Source organism: Derxia lacustris (genome assembly GCF_002105195.1).
In the GTDB taxonomy this organism is placed as follows: domain Bacteria; phylum Pseudomonadota; class Gammaproteobacteria; order Burkholderiales; family Burkholderiaceae_E; genus Derxia; species Derxia lacustris.
The window spans coordinates 126,722-146,317 of record NZ_MUHU01000010.1; the positions used below are offsets into that span (position 1 = coordinate 126,722).

Annotated in this window: 20 protein-coding genes and 1 tRNA gene; 10 read left to right on the top strand and 11 right to left on the bottom strand. The window is 66.5% G+C overall.

Going from position 1 to position 19,596, the window contains the following annotated elements; all coding sequences use genetic code 11:
• Nucleotides 1-96 precede the first annotated feature (96 nt).
• Together pstS and ppk1 are read right to left on the bottom strand one after the other, a co-directional pair.
• The gene (gene pstS / locus B9P64_RS10645; RefSeq protein ID WP_085316216.1) at nucleotides 97-1,140 is read right to left on the bottom strand and encodes a phosphate ABC transporter substrate-binding protein PstS; all 1,044 of its coding nucleotides are present in this window, start codon (nucleotides 1,138-1,140) and stop codon (nucleotides 97-99) included.
• Nucleotides 1,141-1,262: 122 nt separating this feature from the next.
• Nucleotides 1,263-3,392, bottom strand: a complete 2,130-nt coding sequence (gene ppk1, locus B9P64_RS10650) for a polyphosphate kinase 1 (protein ID WP_085316217.1) — start codon at nucleotides 3,390-3,392, stop codon at nucleotides 1,263-1,265.
• 220 nt (nucleotides 3,393-3,612) lie between these two features.
• Between ppk1 and ppx the strand changes: the two genes are divergently transcribed.
• Nucleotides 3,613-5,166 (top strand): exopolyphosphatase, encoded by a 1,554-nt coding sequence (ppx, locus tag B9P64_RS10655; protein WP_085316218.1) that lies wholly within the window; start codon nucleotides 3,613-3,615, stop codon nucleotides 5,164-5,166.
• Nucleotides 5,167-5,182: 16 nt separating this feature from the next.
• Here the strand turns inward: ppx and B9P64_RS10660 are convergent, their stop codons facing one another.
• The gene (locus tag B9P64_RS10660) at nucleotides 5,183-5,641 is read right to left on the bottom strand and encodes a SixA phosphatase family protein (protein ID WP_085316219.1); all 459 of its coding nucleotides are present in this window, start codon (nucleotides 5,639-5,641) and stop codon (nucleotides 5,183-5,185) included.
• A gap of 21 nt (nucleotides 5,642-5,662) precedes the next feature.
• Nucleotides 5,663-7,519 (bottom strand): GspE/PulE family protein, encoded by a 1,857-nt coding sequence (locus B9P64_RS10665; RefSeq protein ID WP_085316220.1) that lies wholly within the window; start codon nucleotides 7,517-7,519, stop codon nucleotides 5,663-5,665.
• A gap of 14 nt (nucleotides 7,520-7,533) precedes the next feature.
• Between B9P64_RS10665 and B9P64_RS24370 the strand changes: the two genes are divergently transcribed.
• A complete protein-coding gene (locus B9P64_RS24370) occupies nucleotides 7,534-7,719 on the top strand; it encodes a hypothetical protein (RefSeq protein ID WP_139826262.1) in 186 nt (61 codons plus the stop codon).
• A gap of 61 nt (nucleotides 7,720-7,780) precedes the next feature.
• On the opposite strand, the gene B9P64_RS10670 is transcribed toward B9P64_RS24370, so the two are convergent.
• Nucleotides 7,781-7,857: transfer RNA gene (locus tag B9P64_RS10670), tRNA-Met, on the bottom strand.
• Between the two features lie 77 nt (nucleotides 7,858-7,934).
• Here B9P64_RS10670 and B9P64_RS10675 point away from each other — a divergent pair.
• The 6 genes from B9P64_RS10675 (at nucleotide 7,935) to B9P64_RS10700 (ending at nucleotide 12,990) form a co-directional block, all read left to right on the top strand.
• On the top strand, nucleotides 7,935-8,507 hold the full coding sequence (locus B9P64_RS10675; RefSeq protein ID WP_085316221.1) for an NUDIX hydrolase: 573 nt from the start codon (nucleotides 7,935-7,937) through the stop codon (nucleotides 8,505-8,507).
• A gap of 7 nt (nucleotides 8,508-8,514) precedes the next feature.
• The gene (gene aat, locus B9P64_RS10680) at nucleotides 8,515-9,264 is read left to right on the top strand and encodes a leucyl/phenylalanyl-tRNA--protein transferase (protein ID WP_235839961.1); all 750 of its coding nucleotides are present in this window, start codon (nucleotides 8,515-8,517) and stop codon (nucleotides 9,262-9,264) included.
• 48 nt (nucleotides 9,265-9,312) lie between these two features.
• On the top strand, nucleotides 9,313-10,074 hold the full coding sequence (locus B9P64_RS10685; protein ID WP_085316222.1) for an arginyltransferase: 762 nt from the start codon (nucleotides 9,313-9,315) through the stop codon (nucleotides 10,072-10,074).
• 59 nt (nucleotides 10,075-10,133) lie between these two features.
• Nucleotides 10,134-11,174, top strand: coding sequence for a quinone-dependent dihydroorotate dehydrogenase (locus tag B9P64_RS10690; protein ID WP_085316223.1), 1,041 nt, complete (start codon nucleotides 10,134-10,136; stop codon nucleotides 11,172-11,174).
• Nucleotides 11,175-11,347: 173 nt separating this feature from the next.
• Nucleotides 11,348-11,929, top strand: a complete 582-nt coding sequence (locus B9P64_RS10695) for a 2'-5' RNA ligase family protein (protein WP_085316224.1) — start codon at nucleotides 11,348-11,350, stop codon at nucleotides 11,927-11,929.
• Nucleotides 11,930-12,141: 212 nt separating this feature from the next.
• Nucleotides 12,142-12,990 (top strand): IclR family transcriptional regulator, encoded by an 849-nt coding sequence (locus tag B9P64_RS10700; RefSeq protein WP_085316225.1) that lies wholly within the window; start codon nucleotides 12,142-12,144, stop codon nucleotides 12,988-12,990.
• An 88-nt stretch (nucleotides 12,991-13,078) separates the two neighbouring features.
• Here B9P64_RS10700 and pbpG read toward each other — a convergent pair whose 3' ends face one another.
• The 6 genes from pbpG to B9P64_RS10730 form a co-directional block, all read right to left on the bottom strand.
• Nucleotides 13,079-14,185, bottom strand: coding sequence for a D-alanyl-D-alanine endopeptidase (gene pbpG, locus B9P64_RS10705; RefSeq protein ID WP_085316226.1), 1,107 nt, complete (start codon nucleotides 14,183-14,185; stop codon nucleotides 13,079-13,081).
• A gap of 130 nt (nucleotides 14,186-14,315) precedes the next feature.
• A complete protein-coding gene (locus B9P64_RS10710; protein ID WP_139826263.1) occupies nucleotides 14,316-14,840 on the bottom strand; it encodes a hypothetical protein in 525 nt (174 codons plus the stop codon).
• Nucleotides 14,841-14,854: 14 nt separating this feature from the next.
• Nucleotides 14,855-15,652 carry an FAD:protein FMN transferase gene (locus tag B9P64_RS10715; protein WP_176256796.1) on the bottom strand — a complete coding sequence of 266 codons (798 nt, stop codon included), beginning with the start codon at nucleotides 15,650-15,652 and terminating at the stop codon, nucleotides 14,855-14,857.
• A 17-nt stretch (nucleotides 15,653-15,669) separates the two neighbouring features.
• Nucleotides 15,670-16,224 carry an FMN-binding protein gene (locus B9P64_RS10720; protein ID WP_085316229.1) on the bottom strand — a complete coding sequence of 185 codons (555 nt, stop codon included), beginning with the start codon at nucleotides 16,222-16,224 and terminating at the stop codon, nucleotides 15,670-15,672.
• 10 nt (nucleotides 16,225-16,234) lie between these two features.
• Nucleotides 16,235-17,644 carry a porin gene (locus B9P64_RS10725; protein ID WP_085316360.1) on the bottom strand — a complete coding sequence of 470 codons (1,410 nt, stop codon included), beginning with the start codon at nucleotides 17,642-17,644 and terminating at the stop codon, nucleotides 16,235-16,237.
• A 29-nt stretch (nucleotides 17,645-17,673) separates the two neighbouring features.
• The gene (locus B9P64_RS10730) at nucleotides 17,674-18,972 is read right to left on the bottom strand and encodes a cytochrome-c peroxidase (RefSeq protein ID WP_235839962.1); all 1,299 of its coding nucleotides are present in this window, start codon (nucleotides 18,970-18,972) and stop codon (nucleotides 17,674-17,676) included.
• Between the two features lie 206 nt (nucleotides 18,973-19,178).
• Between B9P64_RS10730 and B9P64_RS10735 the strand changes: the two genes are divergently transcribed.
• Nucleotides 19,179-19,388: a (2Fe-2S)-binding protein gene (locus B9P64_RS10735; protein WP_085316230.1), complete on the top strand. Its 210-nt coding sequence runs from the start codon at nucleotides 19,179-19,181 to the stop codon at nucleotides 19,386-19,388.
• Complete coding sequence (hemP, locus tag B9P64_RS10740) at nucleotides 19,385-19,594, top strand: hemin uptake protein HemP (protein WP_085316231.1); 210 nt, start codon at nucleotides 19,385-19,387, stop codon at nucleotides 19,592-19,594. Before B9P64_RS10735 ends, hemP begins: the two co-directional genes overlap by 4 nt.
• The last annotated feature ends 2 nt before the right edge of the window (nucleotides 19,595-19,596 follow it).

The window sequence follows — 19,596 nt, forward strand, 5'->3', positions numbered from 1 at the left end:
GAATCAGCGTGCTGCGGTGCGTCGCGCTTTCGGTCGGCTGGCGCGATCGCCGTCATGCGGCGCTGCCGGGCCCCCGATGGGCCCGGCGGGCGGACATTACTTGAACGCGACGGCCTTGCCGGCGCCGTCCTTGATCGAGCTGGTCCAGAGGTTCTGGATCAGCTTGACCACATCGGCCGGCAGCGCCACGTAATCGAGCTGGTCGGCAGCCGCCGCGCCATTGGCATAGGCCCAGTTGAAGAACTTGAGCACCTCGGCCGCCTGCTCGGGCTTCTCGGCGTTCTTGTAGACGATGATGAAAGTCGTCGACGTGATCGGCCACGCGTCCTTGCCGGCCTGATTGTTGAGATTGACCGCGAAGCGGGCCTTCTCGTAGTCGGCGCCGGCGGCGGCGGCGGCAAAGGTCTTGTCGTCCGGCTGCACCCAGTTGCCGGCGGCGTTCTGCAGCGCGGCGTAAGGCATCTTGGTCTGCTTGGCGTAGGAGTACTCGACATAGCCGACCGAACCCGGCAGGCGCGCCACGAACGAGGCCACGCCTTCGTTGCCCTTGCCGCCCATGCCGTTGGGCCAGTTGACCGTGTTGCCAGTGCCGACCTTGGCCTTCCAGTCTTCCGACACCTTGCTCAGGTAGTCGGTGAAACCGTTGGTCGTGCCAGAACCGTCGGCGCGGTGCACCGTGGCGATGGCCTGCTCAGGCAGCTTCACGCCCGGGTTCAGCGCCACGATGGCCGGATCGTTCCACTTGGTGATCTTGCCCAGGAAGATGTCGGCCAGCACATGGCCGGTCAGGCGCAGCTCGCCCGGCTTGACGCCGGCGATGTTGAACACCGGAACGATGCCGCCGATGGCGGTCGGGAATTGCACCATGCCGCCCTTGTCGAGGTCTTCCGGCTTGAGCGGCGCATCCGAGGCGCCGAAATCGACCGTCTTGGCCTGGATCGCCTTCACGCCACCCGACGAGCCGATCGACTGATAGTTGACCCGGTTGCCCGTCGCCTTCTGGTAGTCGGCAGCCCAGCGCGAATACAGCGGCGCCGGGAATGACGCACCGGCACCCGTGACTTCGGCGGCCTGCGCGGGAATCGCGGCAGCACAGCCGAGGGTGGCGAAAGCGGCCGTCAGAACGAACTTCTTCAACATGAAAGTGACCTTTCGGGGGTGAGCTGAAAACTTGAAACGCACGATATGCAGGCTGTGTGACAGACCAATGACATGACGCGAGCCGTCGGCCGGACGTCGCTGCGCCAGGGCAACGGCGGCGGTCAGGCCTTGGGCTGGGGCGTGATCTGGGCCAGCTGATGCAGCAGCACGCCGTGGGTCGAGCGGCGCGGCTCGCCGGCGGCCGGCGCGAGGCGGGTGTAGTTGCCCTCGCTGTCCATGATCCAGGCCAGCGCGTTGTCGTCGAGCAGCACCATCAGCCCTTCCTCGATCACACGCGCCTTGAGCTTCTTGTCGGTGACCGGGAAGGCCACCTCGATGCGCCGGAAGAAGTTGCGGTCCATCCAGTCGGCACTCGACAGATAGACGCGCTCGGCGCCGTTGTCGAAGAAATAGAACGCGCGGCTGTGCTCCAGAAAGCGGCCGATCACCGAGCGCACCACGATGTTTTCGGACAGGCCGGGCACGCCCGGCCGCAGCGCGCACACGCCGCGCACGATCAGATCGACCTGCACGCCGGCCTGGCTGGCCTCGTAGAGCAGCGCGATCACCTTGTCTTCGAGCAGCGCATTGATGCGGGCGATGATTCGGCCCTTGCCGCCAGCCTTGACATTGGCGATCTCGGTACGGATGCCGGCGCAGACGTTCTCGTGCAGCGTGAACGGCGCCTGCCAGATCTGCTTGAGCGACTGATGCCGGCCCAGCCCGGTGAGCTGCTGGAACAGCTCGTGGACATCCTGGCAAAGCTGGGCGTCGGAGGTGAACAGGCCGAAGTCGGTATAGAGCTTGGCGGTGCGCGGGTGGTAGTTGCCGGTGCCCAGATGCGCATAGCGCACGAGCTTGGTCGCGCCGGTGCGGCCGATCTCGCGCCGCACCACGAACAGCAGCTTGGCGTGTGTCTTGTGGCCGACCACGCCGAACACCACATGCGCGCCGGCCTCTTCGAGCCGCGCCGCCCAGTTGATGTTGGTTTCCTCGTCGAAGCGCGCCAGCAGCTCCAGCACCACCGTCACTTCCTTGCCCATGCGTGCCGCCTGCACCAGCAGCTCCATCAGCTCGCTCTGGTTGCCGGTGCGGTAGATGGTCTGCTTGATCGCCACCACATTGGGGTCGTTGACCGCCTGGCGCACGAAGTCGAGCACCGGCGTGAACGACTGGTAGGGGTGATGCACCAGCACATCCTGCTTGGCGATGATCTTGAACAGGTCGCGCTGCTTGGCCTCGCCCTTGCGGATCGCCTCGGGCAGGCCGGGCACGAAGGGCCGGTACTTCAGCTCGGGGCGGTCGATCAGGTCGGGCACCTGCATCAGCCGCACCAGATTCACCGGCCCGCCGACCGGAAACACCTGCTCGCTGCCCAGACTGAACTGCTTGCACAGGTATTCGCGCATCGAGGCCGAGCAGTTGTCCGACAGCTCCAGCCGCACCGCATCGCCGAACTGTCGCTGCGACAGCTCGCCCTTGAGCGCCTCGCGCAGATTGGTCACTTCCTCGTCGTCGATGAACAGATCGGAATTGCGGGTGCATCTGAATTGATAGATGCCCTTGATTTCCATGCCCGGAAACAGCGATCCGACGCAACCCTGCATGACAGAAGTCAGCAGCATCAATCCATGCGGATAGCCGCTGATTTCGCGCGGCACCTGGATGAGACGCGGCAAGGCGCGCGGCGCCTGCACGATGGCAATGCCCGAATTGCGGCCAAATGCATCGCGGCCCGAAAGCTCGATCGCGAAATTGAGCGACTTGTTCAGCACGCGCGGAAATGGCCGCGCGGGATCGATCGCGATCGGCGTGAGGATCGGCAGCACTTCGCGCTCGAAATAATCGCGCGCGAACCGCGCGTGCGCCTCGTTCCAGGTCGCCGTCACATGGAAGACGATGCCCTCGGCCTCCAGCGCCGGCACCAGCACATCGTTGTAGATGGCGTACTGGCGCGCGACGATGGCATGCGCCAGCTCCGAGACATTGCGCATCGTCTCGACCACCGTCTTGCCATCTTCGAGCACGAAACTCGGATCGGTACGGGCCTGGGCCTTCAATCCCGCCACGCGAATCTCGAAGAATTCATCGAGATTGCTGGAGACGATGCAGACGTATTTCAGCCGTTCGAGCAGCGGCACCGAGGCGTCTTCCGCCATCGCGAGCACGCGTTCGTTGAATTTGAGAATGCCGATTTCGCGGTTGAGCAATTGCGGGACTTTTTCGCTGAGTTCTGGTTGTTGTTGGTCCATGCCTGTTCCGTGATTTCCGCGGCAATGCTTGCGCGCAACTTGCGCAAGGCTTCCATTGCTTTGTGACCAATTGATGAATTGTCGTGATGCGGCGCGGTACGGTTTTGGCTGGCGTTCGTGCTGTCATAATCGCCGGACTGTTGCGGCGCAGTATTGGGTCGCAGTGCAATCAGGTCGGCCTCAGGGCTCTTTTTTCATCTTCAGACAGTTTCGCGCGCAGATGTCGGATCCGTCCCTTATCGCTTCGGTGGACTGCGGTTCCAACAGCTTCCGGCTGCTGGTCGCACGGGTTGTGGAAACCTCCCACGGCAAGCAGATCTATCCGCTCGACTCCCTCAAAGAGACGGTGCGCCTCGCCGCCGGTCTTTCCAAAGACAAGATGCTCGACGATGCGGCCTTCGAGCGCGGGCTTACCGCGCTGGCACGCTTCGGCGAGCGGCTGCGCTCCTTCCATCCCGAGCAGGTGCGCGCCGTCGCGACCAACACCCTGCGGGTCGCCAAGAACGCGCCGCTGTTCCTGCGCCAGGCCGAAGACCTGCTCGGCTTCCCGCTCGAAGTGATCGCCGGCCGCGAGGAAGCTCGCCTCGTCTACGTGGGCGTGGCGCATGCGCTGCCAATGGCCGACGAGAACGGCAATCAGGGCCGCCGGCTGGTGGTCGACATCGGCGGCGGCTCGACTGAATTCGTGATCGGCCGCGGCTATGAGCCCGAGCTGATGGAAAGCCTCTACCTCGGCTGCGTGAGCTGGTCGCGCAACTTCTTCCGCGACGGCGAGATCGATCGTCACGGGCTGAAGGAGGCCGAACTCGCGGCCCAGCGCGAAATCCAGGTCATCTCGCGCAGCTACCGCCAGAAGGGCTGGGAGCAGGCCGTGGGTTCGGCCGGCACCGCCAATGCGCTGGCCGAGCTCATCCAGCTCAACAACCTGGGCAATGGCGCCACCGCGCCGCAGGGCGTGATCACGCGCGAAGGCATGGATGCGCTGCGCGCCGAGCTGCTGCGCGCCGGCAATGTCAACAAGCTCAAGCTCGACGGCCTCAAGCCCGACCGGCTGCCGGTGCTGGCCGGCGGCTTCGCGATCATGAATGCGGTGTTCGCCGAGCTCGAGCTCGAGCGCATGCAGACCTGCGACAACGCGCTGCGGCTGGGCGTGATGTACGACCTGATCGGTCGCGGCAAGAGCCAGGACATGCGCGTGGTGACGGTGGCGCAGTTCCAGGAGCGCTACAGCGTCGACCGGGCCCAGGCGGCGCGCGTCGGCGAGCTGGCGGTGCGGCTGTTCCAGTCGACCGGCGTGGCATCGGGCGAGGAGCTCGACCTGCATCTGCGCTTTCTGCGCTGGGCCGGCGATCTGCATGAAGTGGGGCTGTCGATCTCGCATGCCGGCTATCACAAGCATTCGGCCTACATCGTCGGCAATGCCGACATGCCGGGCTTCTCCAAGCGCGAGCAGGCCGATCTGGCCACGCTGACGCTTGGTCACGCCGGCAAGCTGCCCAAGCTGCGCGCGGTCATCGAGGGTCGCAAGCAGTCGCGCGTCGAATGGACCCGCATCGCCTGCCTGCGGCTGGCGGTGCTGCTGTTCCGGCGCCGGGTCGAGATCGAACTGCCGCCGGTGTCGCTGGCGCTCGACGGCAACATCTTCGTGCTGGGCTTCGATGGCCAGTGGCTCGATGCCCATCCGCTGACCGACTACACGCTGGAGCAGGAAATGGCGGAGTGGGACAAGGTCGGCTTCGGCCTCAAGGTCAAGCGGCTCGACCAGGCCAGCTGAGCCAGTCGGCGCGCGCTCAGTCGGGCGCGAACATGCCGCGCAGGGTCACCGGCGCGTCGCCGCGCGTCTGGTAACGCAGCTGAAACCACCATACCGACGACTTGCGCACGCTCACATGGCCGGGCTGGCCGGTGAGCAGCCGCGCGATCGCTTCGCCTGCCGTCGGCTGATGGCCGACCAGCACGAGCGAATCGCGGTCCTCGCGCAGCAGATCGAGATAGCGCTGCGGATCGGCATCGGGCGCGATCGACGGCTCGACCGCAAAGTCGGGCGACAGCGCGGCGGCCGTCTCTCGGGTGCGCACGGCCGGGCTGGCGAGCACGCTCGGCTTGAGGCCGCGCGCCTTGGCGACCGCGCGAATCCAGTCGGCCGATTGCGCCGCCTGGGCCTGACCGCGCGCCGTCAGACGGCGGGCCAGATCGCCTTCGGGATGATCGTCTTCGGCCTCGGCATGACGCCAGATGAACAGATGCATGGCTGGTTCCGGTGATGGGGTTCAGTCGGTGGCGTCGGCCGGTGGCACGCACTTGAGCACTTCCTCGAACGTGGTGACGCCGTGCGCGACCTTGCGCGCGCCGCCCACCCGCAGCGGCCGCATGCCTTCACGGATGGCGGCCTGGCGCAGCGCGGCAATGTCGGGCTTGTCATGCACCAGCGCCTTGAGCCGCTCGCTCATCACCAGCAGCTCGTAAATGCCGGAACGGCCGTGATAGCCGGTCATGCGGCATTCCAGACAACCGACCGGCCGAAACACCTGGGCCGGCGGCGCCGCCTTCCAGGGCGCGATGAATTCGTTCCAGGCATCGTCGGTCAGGCGCTCGTCGGCACTGGCCGGGCGCTTGCACTCGGGGCACAGCGTGCGCACCAGCCGCTGCGCCAGCACGCCGAGCAGCGTGGCATTGAGCAGATAGGCCGGCACGCCCAGCTCCAGCAGCCGCGAGATGGCGCTCGGCGCATCGTTGGTGTGCAGCGTGCTCAGCACCAGATGGCCGGTGAGCGCGGCCTGGATCGCGGTTTCGGCGGTTTCGAGGTCGCGGATTTCGCCGACCATGATGATGTCCGGGTCCTGCCGCATCAGCGCCCGCACGCCGTCGGCAAAGCTCAGATCGATGCCGTGCTGCACCTGCATCTGGTTGAAGGCCGGCTCCACCATCTCGATCGGATCCTCGACCGTGCAGACGTTCACCTCGTCGGTCGCCAGCAGCTTGAGCGTGGAATAGAGCGTGGTGGTCTTGCCCGAGCCGGTCGGTCCGGTCACCAGGATGATGCCGTGCGGTCGCGCGGTCATGCCGGTCCAGCGCGCCGCGTCGTCGTCGCCGAAGCCCAGCGCGGCAAAGTCCCGCACCAGCACCTCGGGATCGAAGATGCGCATCACCAGCTTTTCGCCGAAGGCCGTCGGCAGGGTCGACAGCCGCAGCTCCACCTCCAAGCCGCCGGGCGTCTTGGTCTTGATGCGGCCATCGAGCGGCCGGCGCTTTTCCACCACGTCCATCCGGCCCAGCAGCTTCACCCGCGCCACCATCGCCGTCATCACCGCGACCGGCACCTGATAGACCTGATGCAGCACGCCGTCGATGCGGAAACGGACGATGCCGATGTCGCGCTTGGGCTCAAGATGGATGTCGCTCGCGCGCTGCTCGAAGGCGTACTGCCAGAGCCAGTCGACGATCTGCACGATGTGCGCATCGTTCTGGTCGATGGCGCGCGCGCCGCTGGCGATCTGCGCGCCCAGCTGGATCAGCTGCTCGAAATTGTTGGCCGCGCCGCCGTGGTTGATGCGGCTCGCGCCCTTCACCGAGCGCGCCAGGTTGTAGAACTCGACCGTGTAGCGCTCGATGTCGCGCGGATTGGCGATCACCCGGCGCACCGCCTTGCGCGTGGCCTTCTCGATCGACGCAACCCAGTCGTCGAGACCCGGCTCGCAGGTCGCCACCAGGATGTCGTTGCCGCGCACCTCCACCGGCAGGATGCCGTAGCGGGTGGCGTAGGCGCTGCTCATCACATCGGCAATGCGCGTGAAATCGACCTTGAGCGGATCGATGTGGAAATAGCCGAGGCCAGTCTGGCCGGCCAGCCATTCGGCCAGCGCGTCGGGCGTGAGCAGTTCGCCGATGCGCTCGCCACTGGCGATCCGCAGCCGTGCCTCGGCGAGAGTTTCGAGCGGATGCATCGCGCGTCCGGTCTGACCCGGCACGCGGCGGATCGCGGCGATGTCGGCTTCGCCGACCATGCCCTGCGCGACCAGCGCCAATACGAGATCGTCTAGGGTCAGGCGCCGCCCGCGCAGACTGGTCCTGAGCGAGGCGGCGACGGCTGCGCCAGGTGTGGCGACCGGAATGCGTGCGATGGACATGACCCGATGGTGCCATGCGCGCATTGCCCGAATGCATCGAGCTCGGCGGAAAGCGTCGCGCTGTTTTCGGCGATCACTGCGCAGTCGGCCCGGATTTCGGGCAGTGCCAGATCGTCATCATCCGAAACGGACCGGCGCAATGCCGATTTGCGCATTCGAATTGCACCATCGGCGCCGCAATCAAGACGATGCAGAAATGAAATTGCCCCGATTCCCGCCATTCGCTGATCGAATTGGCAAGAATCGGGGCAATTGAAAAACTGGTTGCGGGGGCAGGATTTGAACCTACGACCTTCGGGTTATGAGCCCGACGAGCTGCCAGACTGCTCCACCCCGCGTCTGAGAAGGAAGATTATAGTACGCCTATCAAGACTAGGCAAACCCGCTTGCTCGGCATCATCAAGAGACCCGCCGGATGAACTACTGCTCCCACTGCGGCCATGCGCTGACACTGCGAATTCCCGAAGGTGACAATCGTCCGCGTCATTGCTGCAATCAATGCGGAACCATTCATTACGCCAATCCCAAGCTGGTGCTCGGCACCCTGCCCTATCTCGACGGACGGGTTCTGCTGTGCCGCCGGGCCATCGAGCCCAGGCATGGCTTCTGGACGCTGCCCGGCGGCTTCATGGAAAACGGCGAAACCCTGGCCGAAGGTGCATTGCGCGAAACCGACGAGGAAGCCGGCGCCCGGGTCGAGATCGGTCCGCTGTTCTCGGTGCTCGACGTGGTGCATGTACAGCAGGTGCACGTCTTCTATCTCGCCAAGCTCGTCAACCTCGACTTCGCGCCGGGCCCGGAAAGTCTCGAAGTCCGGATGTTTTCCGAATCCGACATCCCCTGGGACGACATCGCCTTTCGCACCACCGCGATGACGCTGCGCGCCTTCTTCGACGATCTGCGTGTCGGTCGCTTTGGACTGCACACCGGGCGCGTGCATCCGGCGCACGCGCCGCATGCGCATGGCAGCACGCACGGCCCGCTCTGAGTCGTCGATGCGCATGCTCCGCATCGGCCGCTCGGCGGTGCCGTGGATCGATGCCGGCGACCGGCTGCCGCAGGCTTCGACCGCGCTGGGCAGCGGCACCGAGATGCCCGGGCTGGTCGCCGCGGGCCTCGATCTGAATGCGCAGTTGCTGCGCGACGCCTATGGCAAGGGCATCTTCCCGTGGTTTTCCGAAGGCCAGCCGGTGCTCTGGTGGAGCCCGGACCCGCGCATGGTGCTGCGCCTCGACGACTTCCGCGTGCATCGCTCATTCGCCAGGACCCTGCGCGCCTGCGCTGCCGATCCGCGCTGGGAAATCCGCTTCGATTTCGACTTTGCCAATGTGATGCGGGCCTGCGCCGCCAGTCAGCGGCCGGGCCAGAACGGCACCTGGATCACCGACGCGATGATCGATGCCTACACCGCGCTGCATCGCGCCGGCCATGCCCATTCGTTCGAGACCTGGTTTGAGGGTGAACTGGTGGGCGGCGGCTATGGCGTGTCGATCGGCCGCATGTTCTTCGGGGAATCCATGTTTGCGCGCCGCAGCGACGCCTCGAAAATAGGGCTCGCCGGGCTGGTTTTCTGGCTCCGGAGTGAGGATTTCCGGATGCTAGACTGCCAGCAGAACACCCGTCATCTGGCCTCGCTGGGCGCGCGCGAAGTTCCGCGCGACCGTTTCTGTGCCGAGTTGGCGGAGCTTGTCGCGCAGCCCGCGCCGGCGCAGTGGCCGGAACGTCTCGCGATACCGCAGGTCTAGTCGCAAACCCGCCGGCGTTCGCGCCGGCTCACCAGACGATCCGCGCGCATGAGTCATCTCAAGGAACTGCCGTTCGCGGCGCTGCAGTTTTATGCGACGGCGCCTTATCCGTGCAGCTATCTGCCCGGTCGCCAGGCGCGTTCGCAGGTGGCGACGCCATCGCACATGATTCACGCCGAAACCTATTCGGAGCTGGTGCGGGTCGGCTTTCGGCGTTCGGGCCTGTTCACCTACCGCCCGTATTGCGACGGTTGCCGCGAATGCATTCCGGTGCGCATTCCGGTCACGCGCTTCAAGCCCAGCCGAGCCCAGCGCCGCGCCCGACGCGACCACGGCGCACTCGAAACGCGCGTGCTACGGCTGGTGTTCGACGCCGAGCACTACGACCTGTACGTGCGCTACCAGAATGCGCGCCATGCCGGCGGCGGCATGGACAACGATTCGCGCGACCAGTACGCCCAGTTCCTGCTGCAAAGCAAGGTCAACACGCGGCTGGTCGAATTCCGCGATCCGCCCGACAGCGCCACGCCCGGCGTGTTGCGCATGGTGAGCATCATCGATGTGCTGAGCGACGGCCTGTCGTCGGTCTACACCTTCTACGATCCCGAGGTGGAAGGCGCGAGCTACGGCACCTACAACATCGTCTGGCAGATCGAGCAGTGCCTGACGATGCAGTTGCCCCATCTCTATCTGGGCTACTGGATCCAGGGCTCGCCCAAGATGGCCTACAAGGCGCGCTTCCGGCCGATGGAAAGTCATGTGAACGGGCGCTGGCAGCAGCTTGATCTGGACGGCGGCGCGACGGAATAAACCGGCGTCGTGGCCTGTCCTACAATCCGGCCCCCGCTTCGCCATCTCCCGCTGCCGTCATGTCGCTCTATTCCCTGGCTCGTCCGCTGCTCTTCCTGATCGATCCCGAGAAGGCGCATCACCTCACCTTCGGCGGGCTCGATACCCTCGAGAAGCTCGGCTTGCCCGGCTGTCTGATGCAGCAGCGCATTCCCGCCGATCCGCGCGAAGTGATGGGGCTGCGCTTCCCCAATCCGGTCGGCCTGGCGGCCGGCCTCGACAAGGATGGCGAGCACATCGACGCGCTGGCCCGCATGGGCTTCGGCTTCATCGAGGTGGGCACCGTCACGCCCAGGCCGCAGCCCGGCAATCCGCAGCCGAGGCTGTTCCGCCTGCCCGAAGCCGACGCGATCATCAACCGCATGGGCTTCAACAATGGCGGCGTCGACGCCTTCGTGCGCAATGTGCAGCGCTCGCGCTTCTACCGCGAAGGCGGTGTGCTCGGACTCAACATCGGCAAGAACGCCAGCACGCCGATCGAGCGCGCCGCCGACGACTATCTGCATTGCCTGGAACGCGTGTACCCCTACGCCAGCTATGTCACGGTCAACATCAGCTCGCCCAACACCAAGAATCTGCGCCAGCTGCAAGGCGGCGACGAGCTCGATGCGCTGCTCGCCGCGCTGATGCAAAGCCGCGACCGCCTCGCCGACCGGCATGGCAAGCGCGTGCCACTCGCCCTCAAGATCGCGCCCGATCTCGACGACGAGCAGATCGCGCGCATCGCCGAGCTGCTGCTGCGCCACCGCGTCGACGGCGTCATCGCCACCAACACCACGCTGGCACGCGATGCGGTTGCCGGACTGCGCCATGCCGACGAGGCCGGCGGCCTCTCGGGCGCGCCGGTCAAGGCCGCCAGCGACCGGGTGATCGCCGCGCTGCATGCGCGCCTCGGCGATGCGCTGCCCATCATCGGCGTGGGCGGCGTGCTGTCGGGTGCCGATGCCGCCGACAAGTGCAAGGCCGGCGCGCGCCTGGTGCAGCTGTACACCGGGCTCATCTACCGCGGCCCCGCGCTGGTGGCCGATTGCGCACGCGAACTGCGCGCGCCGGTTGCATGAAAGAGAAAGTAACGCCGGGCATCTGACCCGGCTTAGCGCACCCAAGCTGGCCGGAACTTCTTCCGCCGTCGCCGGCACTCTGGATGCGCATGTGAATCGACGCGCAGCTTGCGGCGATTCACCTCTCGGTCTGTCCCGAGGCTGTCGACGGTCACCAACCGTGCAGCCAAACCATGACCGAGGAACAAGACCAACGCATCTTTTTTGCCCTCTGGCCCGACTTGGCCACGCGCGACGCACTCGTCCGGGTGCAGGAGCGCTGGCTGCGGCTCGGCCGCCTGGCCGCCACCAGCCCGCGCGGTCCGCGGGTGATGCGCGCCGACAGCTTCCATCTCACACTGGCCTTCGTCGGCAGCGCCAATCCGGTGCATGTCCAGCATTGCGCCGACCTGCTCAACCGCCTGGTCCGCGAAGCCTCAATTCATGACGAACAGGGCCTCGACTGCGTGCTCGAACGGCCCGTCAACTTCGGCAATGCGGCCACGCTGGCCGCGAGCGACACGCCGCCGGCGCTGCTCCATCTAAGAGAATTCCTTAGCTCAAATCTGCAATCTCATTCAATTGAATTTGATAGCAAGCACTTCCACCCACATGTCACCCTTGTGCGCAATGCGAGACGGCCGGCGCACCCCGTCCGCAATCAGGCGAGCGACGACAAGGTCCTGTTCAAGTCCCGGGCAATTGGTCTTTACACCGCAGCTGGCGAGGGCGGAGTACGGCGATACGAGGCAATCGTCGAATTTCCGTTGAGCTGAAACGGCTTTCGAGGCATTGAGTTATCGAACCGTCTTTTCATATGGCGCATTTCGTGATGCGCCATCGCCAGCTGTCCAAACAGGGGCATTTCGAAACCCGAAAAGTGGACCGGATAACGGCCGAATATCACCGCTGAGCGGAAGAGATGGGAGCACTAGAATCGGATACCTAAACTCCTACGTCGCCTAGGTGCGCCACAGAGGTCAAACCAATGAACACCCCGTCAAGCCCAACCCCGGAAGAAAAAGCACCGGTGGTTGCACCCAAGGGCAAAGAGCGCAACTCGATTACGTCGGTGCAAGTCATCGAACGCATGATGCGATTGCTCGATGCCCTCGCCGGTCAGCCCGATCCGGCAAGCCTGAAGCAGCTCTCCGCTGAAACCGGCCTCCACCCCTCTACCGCGCATCGCCTCCTCAACGACATGGTCGCCTGCCGCTTCGTCGACCGGGTCGAACCCGGCATGTACAAGCTCGGCATGCGACTCCTCGAACTTGGCAATCTCGTGAAGGCGCGGCTGTCGGTGCGCGAAGCGGCACTGCCGCACATGCGCCGGCTGCATTACCGCACCGGCCAGACCGTCAATCTGTCGGTGCGGCAAAGCGACGAGATTGTCTATATCGAGCGCGCCTATGCCGAACGCAGCGGAATGCAGGTGGTTCGCGCCATCGGTGGCCGGGCGCCCTTGCATCTCACTTCGGTCGGAAAGCTTTTCCTGTCGGTCGACGATCCGAAGAATGTGCGCAATTACGCGATGCGTACCGGCCTTACCGGAACCACGGTCAACAGCATTACCGATCTGACCAAACTCGAACGCGAACTCGCCCATACGCGCAGCCGGGGCTATTCACGCGACAACGAGGAACTCGAACTGGGCGTGCGCTGTATTGCGGCCGGAATTCGGGACGATCAGGGCAAGCTCGTGGCCGGCCTGTCGATCTCGGCACCGGCCGATCGGCTCCAGGAAGATTGGGTGCAACTGCTGACCGCCACTGCCGAGGAAATCTCGAAGGCGCTCGGCTATGCGCCAAGCAATGACGGTTCGCAACAGGCGGCCTGAATTGCCTGATCGCCGGCGCAATGCGCGGGCATGAAAAAAGCGCGGTGCCTTTGCAAGCACCGCGCTTTTTTGTGCCGCATTCAGGCAATCAGCCCGGATGAACGGCGGCCGATTTGGGCGCAGTGGTCAGCGGCGAATCGGCCACCGCCGGATGCCGCACCAGCCAGTCGCGGATGCGGCCGGCATCGCCGAAACGCGAATACTTGCCCTGGGCATCGAGCAGCACCATCACCACCGGCCGCGCATCGATGGTGGCCTGCATCACCAGACATTGGCCGGCTTCGGAGATGTAGCCGGTCTTCTGCACGCCGATGCTCCAGTCGGGCCGATCGACAAGTCGGTTGGTGTTGTGGAACTCGGTCGTGCGCGCGCCAAGCTGCACCGAATGCGCCGGGCTGGTCGTGAAATCGCGGATCAGCGGCACGCGATAGGCGGCCATCACCATTCGGGCCAGATCGCGTGCGCTCGACTGGTTGGAGCTGGACAGGCCGGTCGGCTCGACAAAGCGGGTATCGCGCATGCCGAGTGCCGCGGCCTTGGCATTCATCGCCTGCACGAAAGCCGGCAATCCGCCCGGATAGTGACGACCGAGTGCCGAGGCAGCGCGGTTTTCCGACGCCATCAGCGCCAGATGCAGCGCGTCCTCGCGCGTGAGCCGGGTACCGGGGCGCAGCCGCGAGCTGGTGTGCTTCTCGGTATCGATGTCTTCCTGCGAGATCTCGATTTCCTCGTCGAGCGGCAGGCGGGCATCGGTCACGACCAGTGCCGTCATCAGCTTGCTGATCGAGGCGATCGGCAGCACCGCGTCGGCGTTCTTCTCGAACAGCGGCGAGCCGCTGGCCTGATCGACCACCAGCGCGACGCTCGACTTGAGATCGAGCGGATTCTCGGACTGGTGCAGGCCGAGCGCCCGGCCGTAGGACAGCGCCGCCGGCGCCTGATAGGCGGCGCGCTGAATGCGCGCGCCCTGCACCGAACGTTGCTGCGACGGAATCGCGATGCGCCGATCGGCCTTGGAATTGGGCAGCCGCTTGACGCTGGCCTTGACCTTGTCGGCAGTGGCCCGCGCCTTCGCCTTGGAGACGGCGACACGCGATTCGGCAGTGGCGGCTTGCGCTTCGCCCGACATATAGCCGAGCACCATGATCAGACAGAGCAGCCAGATCAGCATGGCCAGCGACACGCGCATTTGCATGAATGAATCTCCGGAAATATTGCCTTGAAAGATCGTCTTCTCAAGGCGGCGGGAGTTTAGCACCGAAAAAAATAACCTGTTCGCAGAAGCACTTAGCGCGCTTAGCTCAAGTGGATTGCAATCCGGGAACTTATTCGGCGAGTGAATTGGCTTCGGTTCTGGCAGGCAATCGGCGGTGCGCCAGCAGAATGGCGCCGAGCGCGCTGCCGACCGCCGCATGCAGCAATCCGATGACCGCGCGCCAGTCTTCAGGCGCGGCGTAATAAAGCATCCAGGCGCTGCCTGCCGCGATTGCCCAGCCGATCAGCAGCGCGATTGCGCTGGCGCGCCGTCGACCGCCGCGCCAGCCGCGCGGCACATGCAGCGACAGGAAACTGCCCAGCGCGATCAGCGCGGCAAAGCCGCCGGCGCCATGCAGTTTCATCAGCCAGGGTTCGGACGGATGCGGCAGACCTTCTTCGGTGCCGGCGCCGATCAGGTAGTGCACGGCAATCCAGGCCAGACCGCTGGCCAGCAGCGCCAGCAAGGGCCAGTCGAGCAGCCGGCGCTGCCAGCGCGGCGCGGGATTGGTGCGGACCGGCCGCGCGGCATGGGCATGAAGACGGGCGCGCGGCGCATGCACAAGGCCGGCCTGCGAGGGAGAGGGACGACGCATGGGCGCGGACTTTATCAGCCAGGCCCAACCGGCTCGCCCGTCCGGCTGTCGTCGAGGCGGCAGACGGTCGCGCCCCAGCGCCGCAGCAAGTCGGCCAGCCCCGGTCCGCCGAGCACCGCCGGCTTGGTGAGCGCATCGGCGATGGCGCAGCGCGACGCGATCACCGCGACCGGCGCCGAGTCGTGGACTACGCCGACCGGGCGATGCAGCCAGTCGTGCTTGCCGGCCGAATGCCCGTCGGCGAGGTATTGCGAGCTGGCCACCGCACCGCGCTCGATGCGCCCGAGCGGCGTCAGCGCCTCACGGCCGGGCCGGGCGTCGCGCAGCCACAGGTCGCGTGCGCAGTCGCCGAACACGCGCAGATCGCCGCCGGCCTCTACCCAGCCGGCGCGACAGCCGCCGGCGCGCAAGGCGGCGATGGCTGCATCGACCGCAAAGCCCTTGGCGATGCCGCCGGCGTCGAGCCGCACGCCGGCCAGCGTCTTGACCAGCACGCCTGCCGCCGTCAGCCGATAGCCGGCCACGCCGCCGGCCGTGCCGAGCGCGATGTCGAACACGCCGGCGCTGTCGGCGCGCAACCGGTCGGCCAGCGCCAGCAGCCGCAGCGTCCAGGGATCGCAGCCGGCCAGCGGCCCGGCCTGCGCGGCGTTGAAGCGGCCGATGTCGCTCGCCGGGTCATGCGCCGACAGCACGCGCTGCACCCGCTCGACCGCAGCAAAGGCGCGCTCGACAGCCTGGGCCGGGCCGACAGCCGCCACCTCAACCCGCGTACCGAGCGCCGGCCGGGCCCGGCGCAGGAACTGCGCTTGCACTGCGGCGCCACGCCCGGCTAGCCGAGCCAGCCGCCGTCGCGCGCCAACTGCATCAGCCCGACGATGCGGCGCACGCCATCCGTCACATGGGTGCAGGACAGCGTGGCGCCGCTGATGTTGCCGATGTCGTCGCCGACCTTGATCGCCGAATCGCCGGTCTTGCCGACGAACTGCTTGCGCCAGGCCGGCAGCCGCACTTCGGCGCCATGGCTTTCGCGGTAGCTCAGGATTTCGATCTGCCTGACCGCGCCGTCGCTGCCGAGCGCCACCGCATAGGTGATGAGCTCGAACTTGCCGACCACGTTGTCGAACACCAGCCAGCCGAGCGGCGCGCCGGCCTTTCGGGCCAGCAGCACGGTCCAGTTGGCGGAGCGCGCCGGCAGGCCGGTCTTCTTTTCGAGCGCCTGCATGCGCGCCGGATCGAGCGCCAGCGTGCGCGGCTCGAAGCTGTCGGCGTCGGGAAACAGCGCCTTCTGGGCCTGCTCCGGCGTCAGGTAGTCGACCGCGAATGCGGCCGTGGGCAGCAGCGCCGCAGCCGAAACCGCAGCGAGCGCAAAGGGCTGGAAGCGCATCGCGTCGCCCTCAGAAGGCCCAGCCCACACCGAGGTCGATGCGGTTGTTGGCGGTGGTTTCCTTGAACCACTGCATGTCGGCCTTGAGCACCACGCTGCGGCTCAGGCCGAAGTTGGCGCCGACGGTAATCACGCGCTCATTGGGCAGCGCGGCCGGCGTGACGCCGGTACCGAGGAAGGCGTAGGACTTGCCGGTGTTGTAGCGCTCGGCGCGCACGAACGGCGACAGGTACTTGCCGCCCGATTCCCAGACCCGGTTGGCCACTTGCAGATAGCCGCCGTCGAAGCGGCTGGGGATGAGCGACACGCCGCCGATCTTGTCGGCATTGAGCGCCGCCGTATTGCTGATGCTGCCGCCGGCATACAGCGCCGCCAGATCCCAGGCGCCCGGCTGCCAGCGCGCATGCGCCTCGTACACCGTGACGCGGCCGCGCGGCGTGCCGGCCGCACCCTGGCTCGCGCCGCCGGTGAACACGCCGGTGCCCAGATGCAGGCCCGGCACGCCGCGCCAGTTGAGCGCGCCGAACAGCGACAGGTCGCGCGACATCGCGTTCTGGCCTTCCTGATGGATGGTGCCGAGCGGGCCTTCGACCTGCGCCTCGTCCGAGCTTGCATCCCACTTGCTCAGGCTGAAGCCGGTGCTGACGCCGCCTTGCAGCGTGATGCCGTTGTCCAGATCGGCCACCGCCTGCACGCCGATCTCGCGCCAGGTGCTGGGGATGATCGCGGTCTCGACGAAGTTGCGCTCGACGCCGTAGTAGGTGGTCGGCTCATGGCGCTCGTTGAGCAGGCCGAGCGGAATCAGGAACAGGCCGGCGCGGCCGGCGACGCTGTCGTTGAACTGATGCTCGATGTAGGCCTGCTCGACCTCGCTCTCGCCCTGGTCGTCGGCCGAGACGACCGCGTGTTCCCATTCCAGCTCGACCACCGCCTTGGTGTCGCGGTCGAAGCGGTGTTCATAGCCGAGCACCACGCGGCGCACATCGGACTGGCTGCGCGAGCTGTCGTTGCGGTAGCGGTTGTAGTTGATCTCGCCATAGCTGGTCAGCCGGCTGCCTTCCTCGGACACGACCAGGCCGCGGCCGGTGTCGGTGCGCTCGGCGCCGTTCATCGCGCCGCCGTTCATCGCGCCGCCGTGCATCCGGGCGTGCATCGCGCCGTCCATGCCGGCGGGCGCGTCGGCGCCGTTGATGAGCGGTGCGGCGGCCATCGGCGCAGCGGCTGCGGGTGCGGGTGCGGCGGCCGGCGCGGCGGTCTTCAGCTTGGCGACTTCGGCCTTCATCGCCTCCAGCTCGCTGGCGAGTTGCTCGATGCGCTTCATCAGCGCCGCCTCGTCGGCATGGGCAGCCGCCGGAGCGAAGGCGAACGCGGCGGCGAGCGCCAGCGCGAGGGGCGAAGCGAGACGGAGTTGGGCTTGCATGGCGGTTCCTGCGTTGGAGGTCTTGGGGTTCATTTCGCCGCGGTCCAGCCGTCGGTCAGCGTGTTCAGGAAGGCGACCACGTCGGCGATCTCGTCCTCGTTCAGCGCCGGCGCATCGCCGGGCTGGCGGTTGTAGGGCGCCTCGCTGGTGTTGACGTTGCGGCGATAGGCGGCCGGCAGGTCGTCGAACTTGACGACTTCGCCATTCACGGTCGGATACCAGGCGGCCGGATCGGTATCGCGCGTCACGTAGAAGCGCAGCGCCTCGGTCAGCGACTTGAAGCGGCCGTTGTGGAACAGCGCGCCACGCAGCGCCACATTGCGCAGCGACGGCACCTTGAATGCGCCGCACAGATCGGTGCGATGGGCCAGGCTGCCGTCCGGCCGGGCGCACAGGCCCAAGTCGTAGAAGCTGGCATCGGCATTGGCCTTCAGCTCGGGATTGCGCGGCACGCCGAGCGAGTCGTAGCTGAAGTCGGTGAACAGCGGCGGCGAGCCATCGCTGCCGCGCGCGCTCGGATGGCAGGCAAAGCAGTTGCCCTTGTTCGGGTTGTTGAACAGCGCGAAGCCGCGCTTCTCGGCATCGGTCAGCGTCGCCTTGCCGTCGAGGAAGGCGTCGTACTTGCTGCTGAAGCGGTGGAAGTCGCCGTCCTCGCGCTGATAGGCCTGGATCGCGAAGGTGATGCGGTCAAAGGCCAGTTCGGCGTTGTTGAAGATGTCGCTGCCGAACACGCTCCTGAAATCGGCCGCATAGCTGGCCTTGGCCACCACCGCCACCACCGCCGCCTTGGACGGCATGGCCATTTCCACCGCATTGAGGAAGGGGCCGCCGGCCTGCTCGGCCAGCGACTGCGCGCGGCCGTCCCAGAAGAAGCCGCCGGTCGGCGTGCCATCGGCCGCGAAATAGAACGCGGTGTCGTAGTTGAGATAGTCGATCGACGGCGCCGTGCGCGTGCCTTGCAGCGTCAGGTCGGCGCCGCCGAGCTGGGCCGCCAGCGAATTGGGCGCGGCATGCGCGAAGGCGGCGTCATGGCAGCTGGCGCAGGCCTGCTTGCCCGACAGCGACAGCGCGGTATCGGCAAACAGCTTTTCGCCGAGCTGGGCCGTCGCGCTCATGGCCGAGGCCGGCGTGGCAGCCGGCGTGGCGCTGGCGCCGGCCGTGCCGCCGCCGCCACAGGCGCCGAGCAGGCTGGCCACCATCAACGCCAGCGCTGCGCCCAGACGCGGCAGCGCGGACCGGCGCCGATCCCGCTTTGCCAGCGCGCTGGCCCGACCGATTTCCGACCTCCCCGACATGCCCGACTCCTGCCGATGCGCCGGATCGGGCATCGCTGTAACGTGAATGAGAATGGTTTGCGTTACTAATCATGCAGATCGGAAACTATCTGGAAGCTTTCGGATGTTGGATTTACCGCAGCGCGGCAAACACTTGCCAAAGCGCCGCGTCCTGCTATATTGAATGCGAATGATTCGCGTTTGAGCACCGGCTGCGGCGGCTACATCCCCCGCCCACCGGACTTCGGAGGATGGGTTCCATGATCGTCTGCGTCTGCCACAACATTTCCGAGCGCCGGGTGCGCAAGTGCATCGATGCCGGCGCGCGCTGCGTGCGCGATCTGCGCGACGAATCGGGTCTGGGCAGCAGCTGCGGCAAGTGCGTGCAGCACGCGCGCGCCCTGCTCAACGAGGCCGAGGCTGCCGAGCGGTCGGCCGGGCTGGCCACGCTCGGACTGGTGGCGGCATGAACGACGAGGCAATCGCTGGCGCATCGGACGATCTGCCGATGCTCGGCCACGGCGATGCCGGGCTGCGGCCCGCAGCGGGCCAGGGGCCGCAGGTCTGGCCGAGCCAGACCCTGCTCGGCGGCCAGCAGGAAGCGCGCATCGCGCACAACGGCGAGCTCTACACGCTGCGCCGCACCCGCGCCGGCCGACTCATCCTCACCAAGTAGCG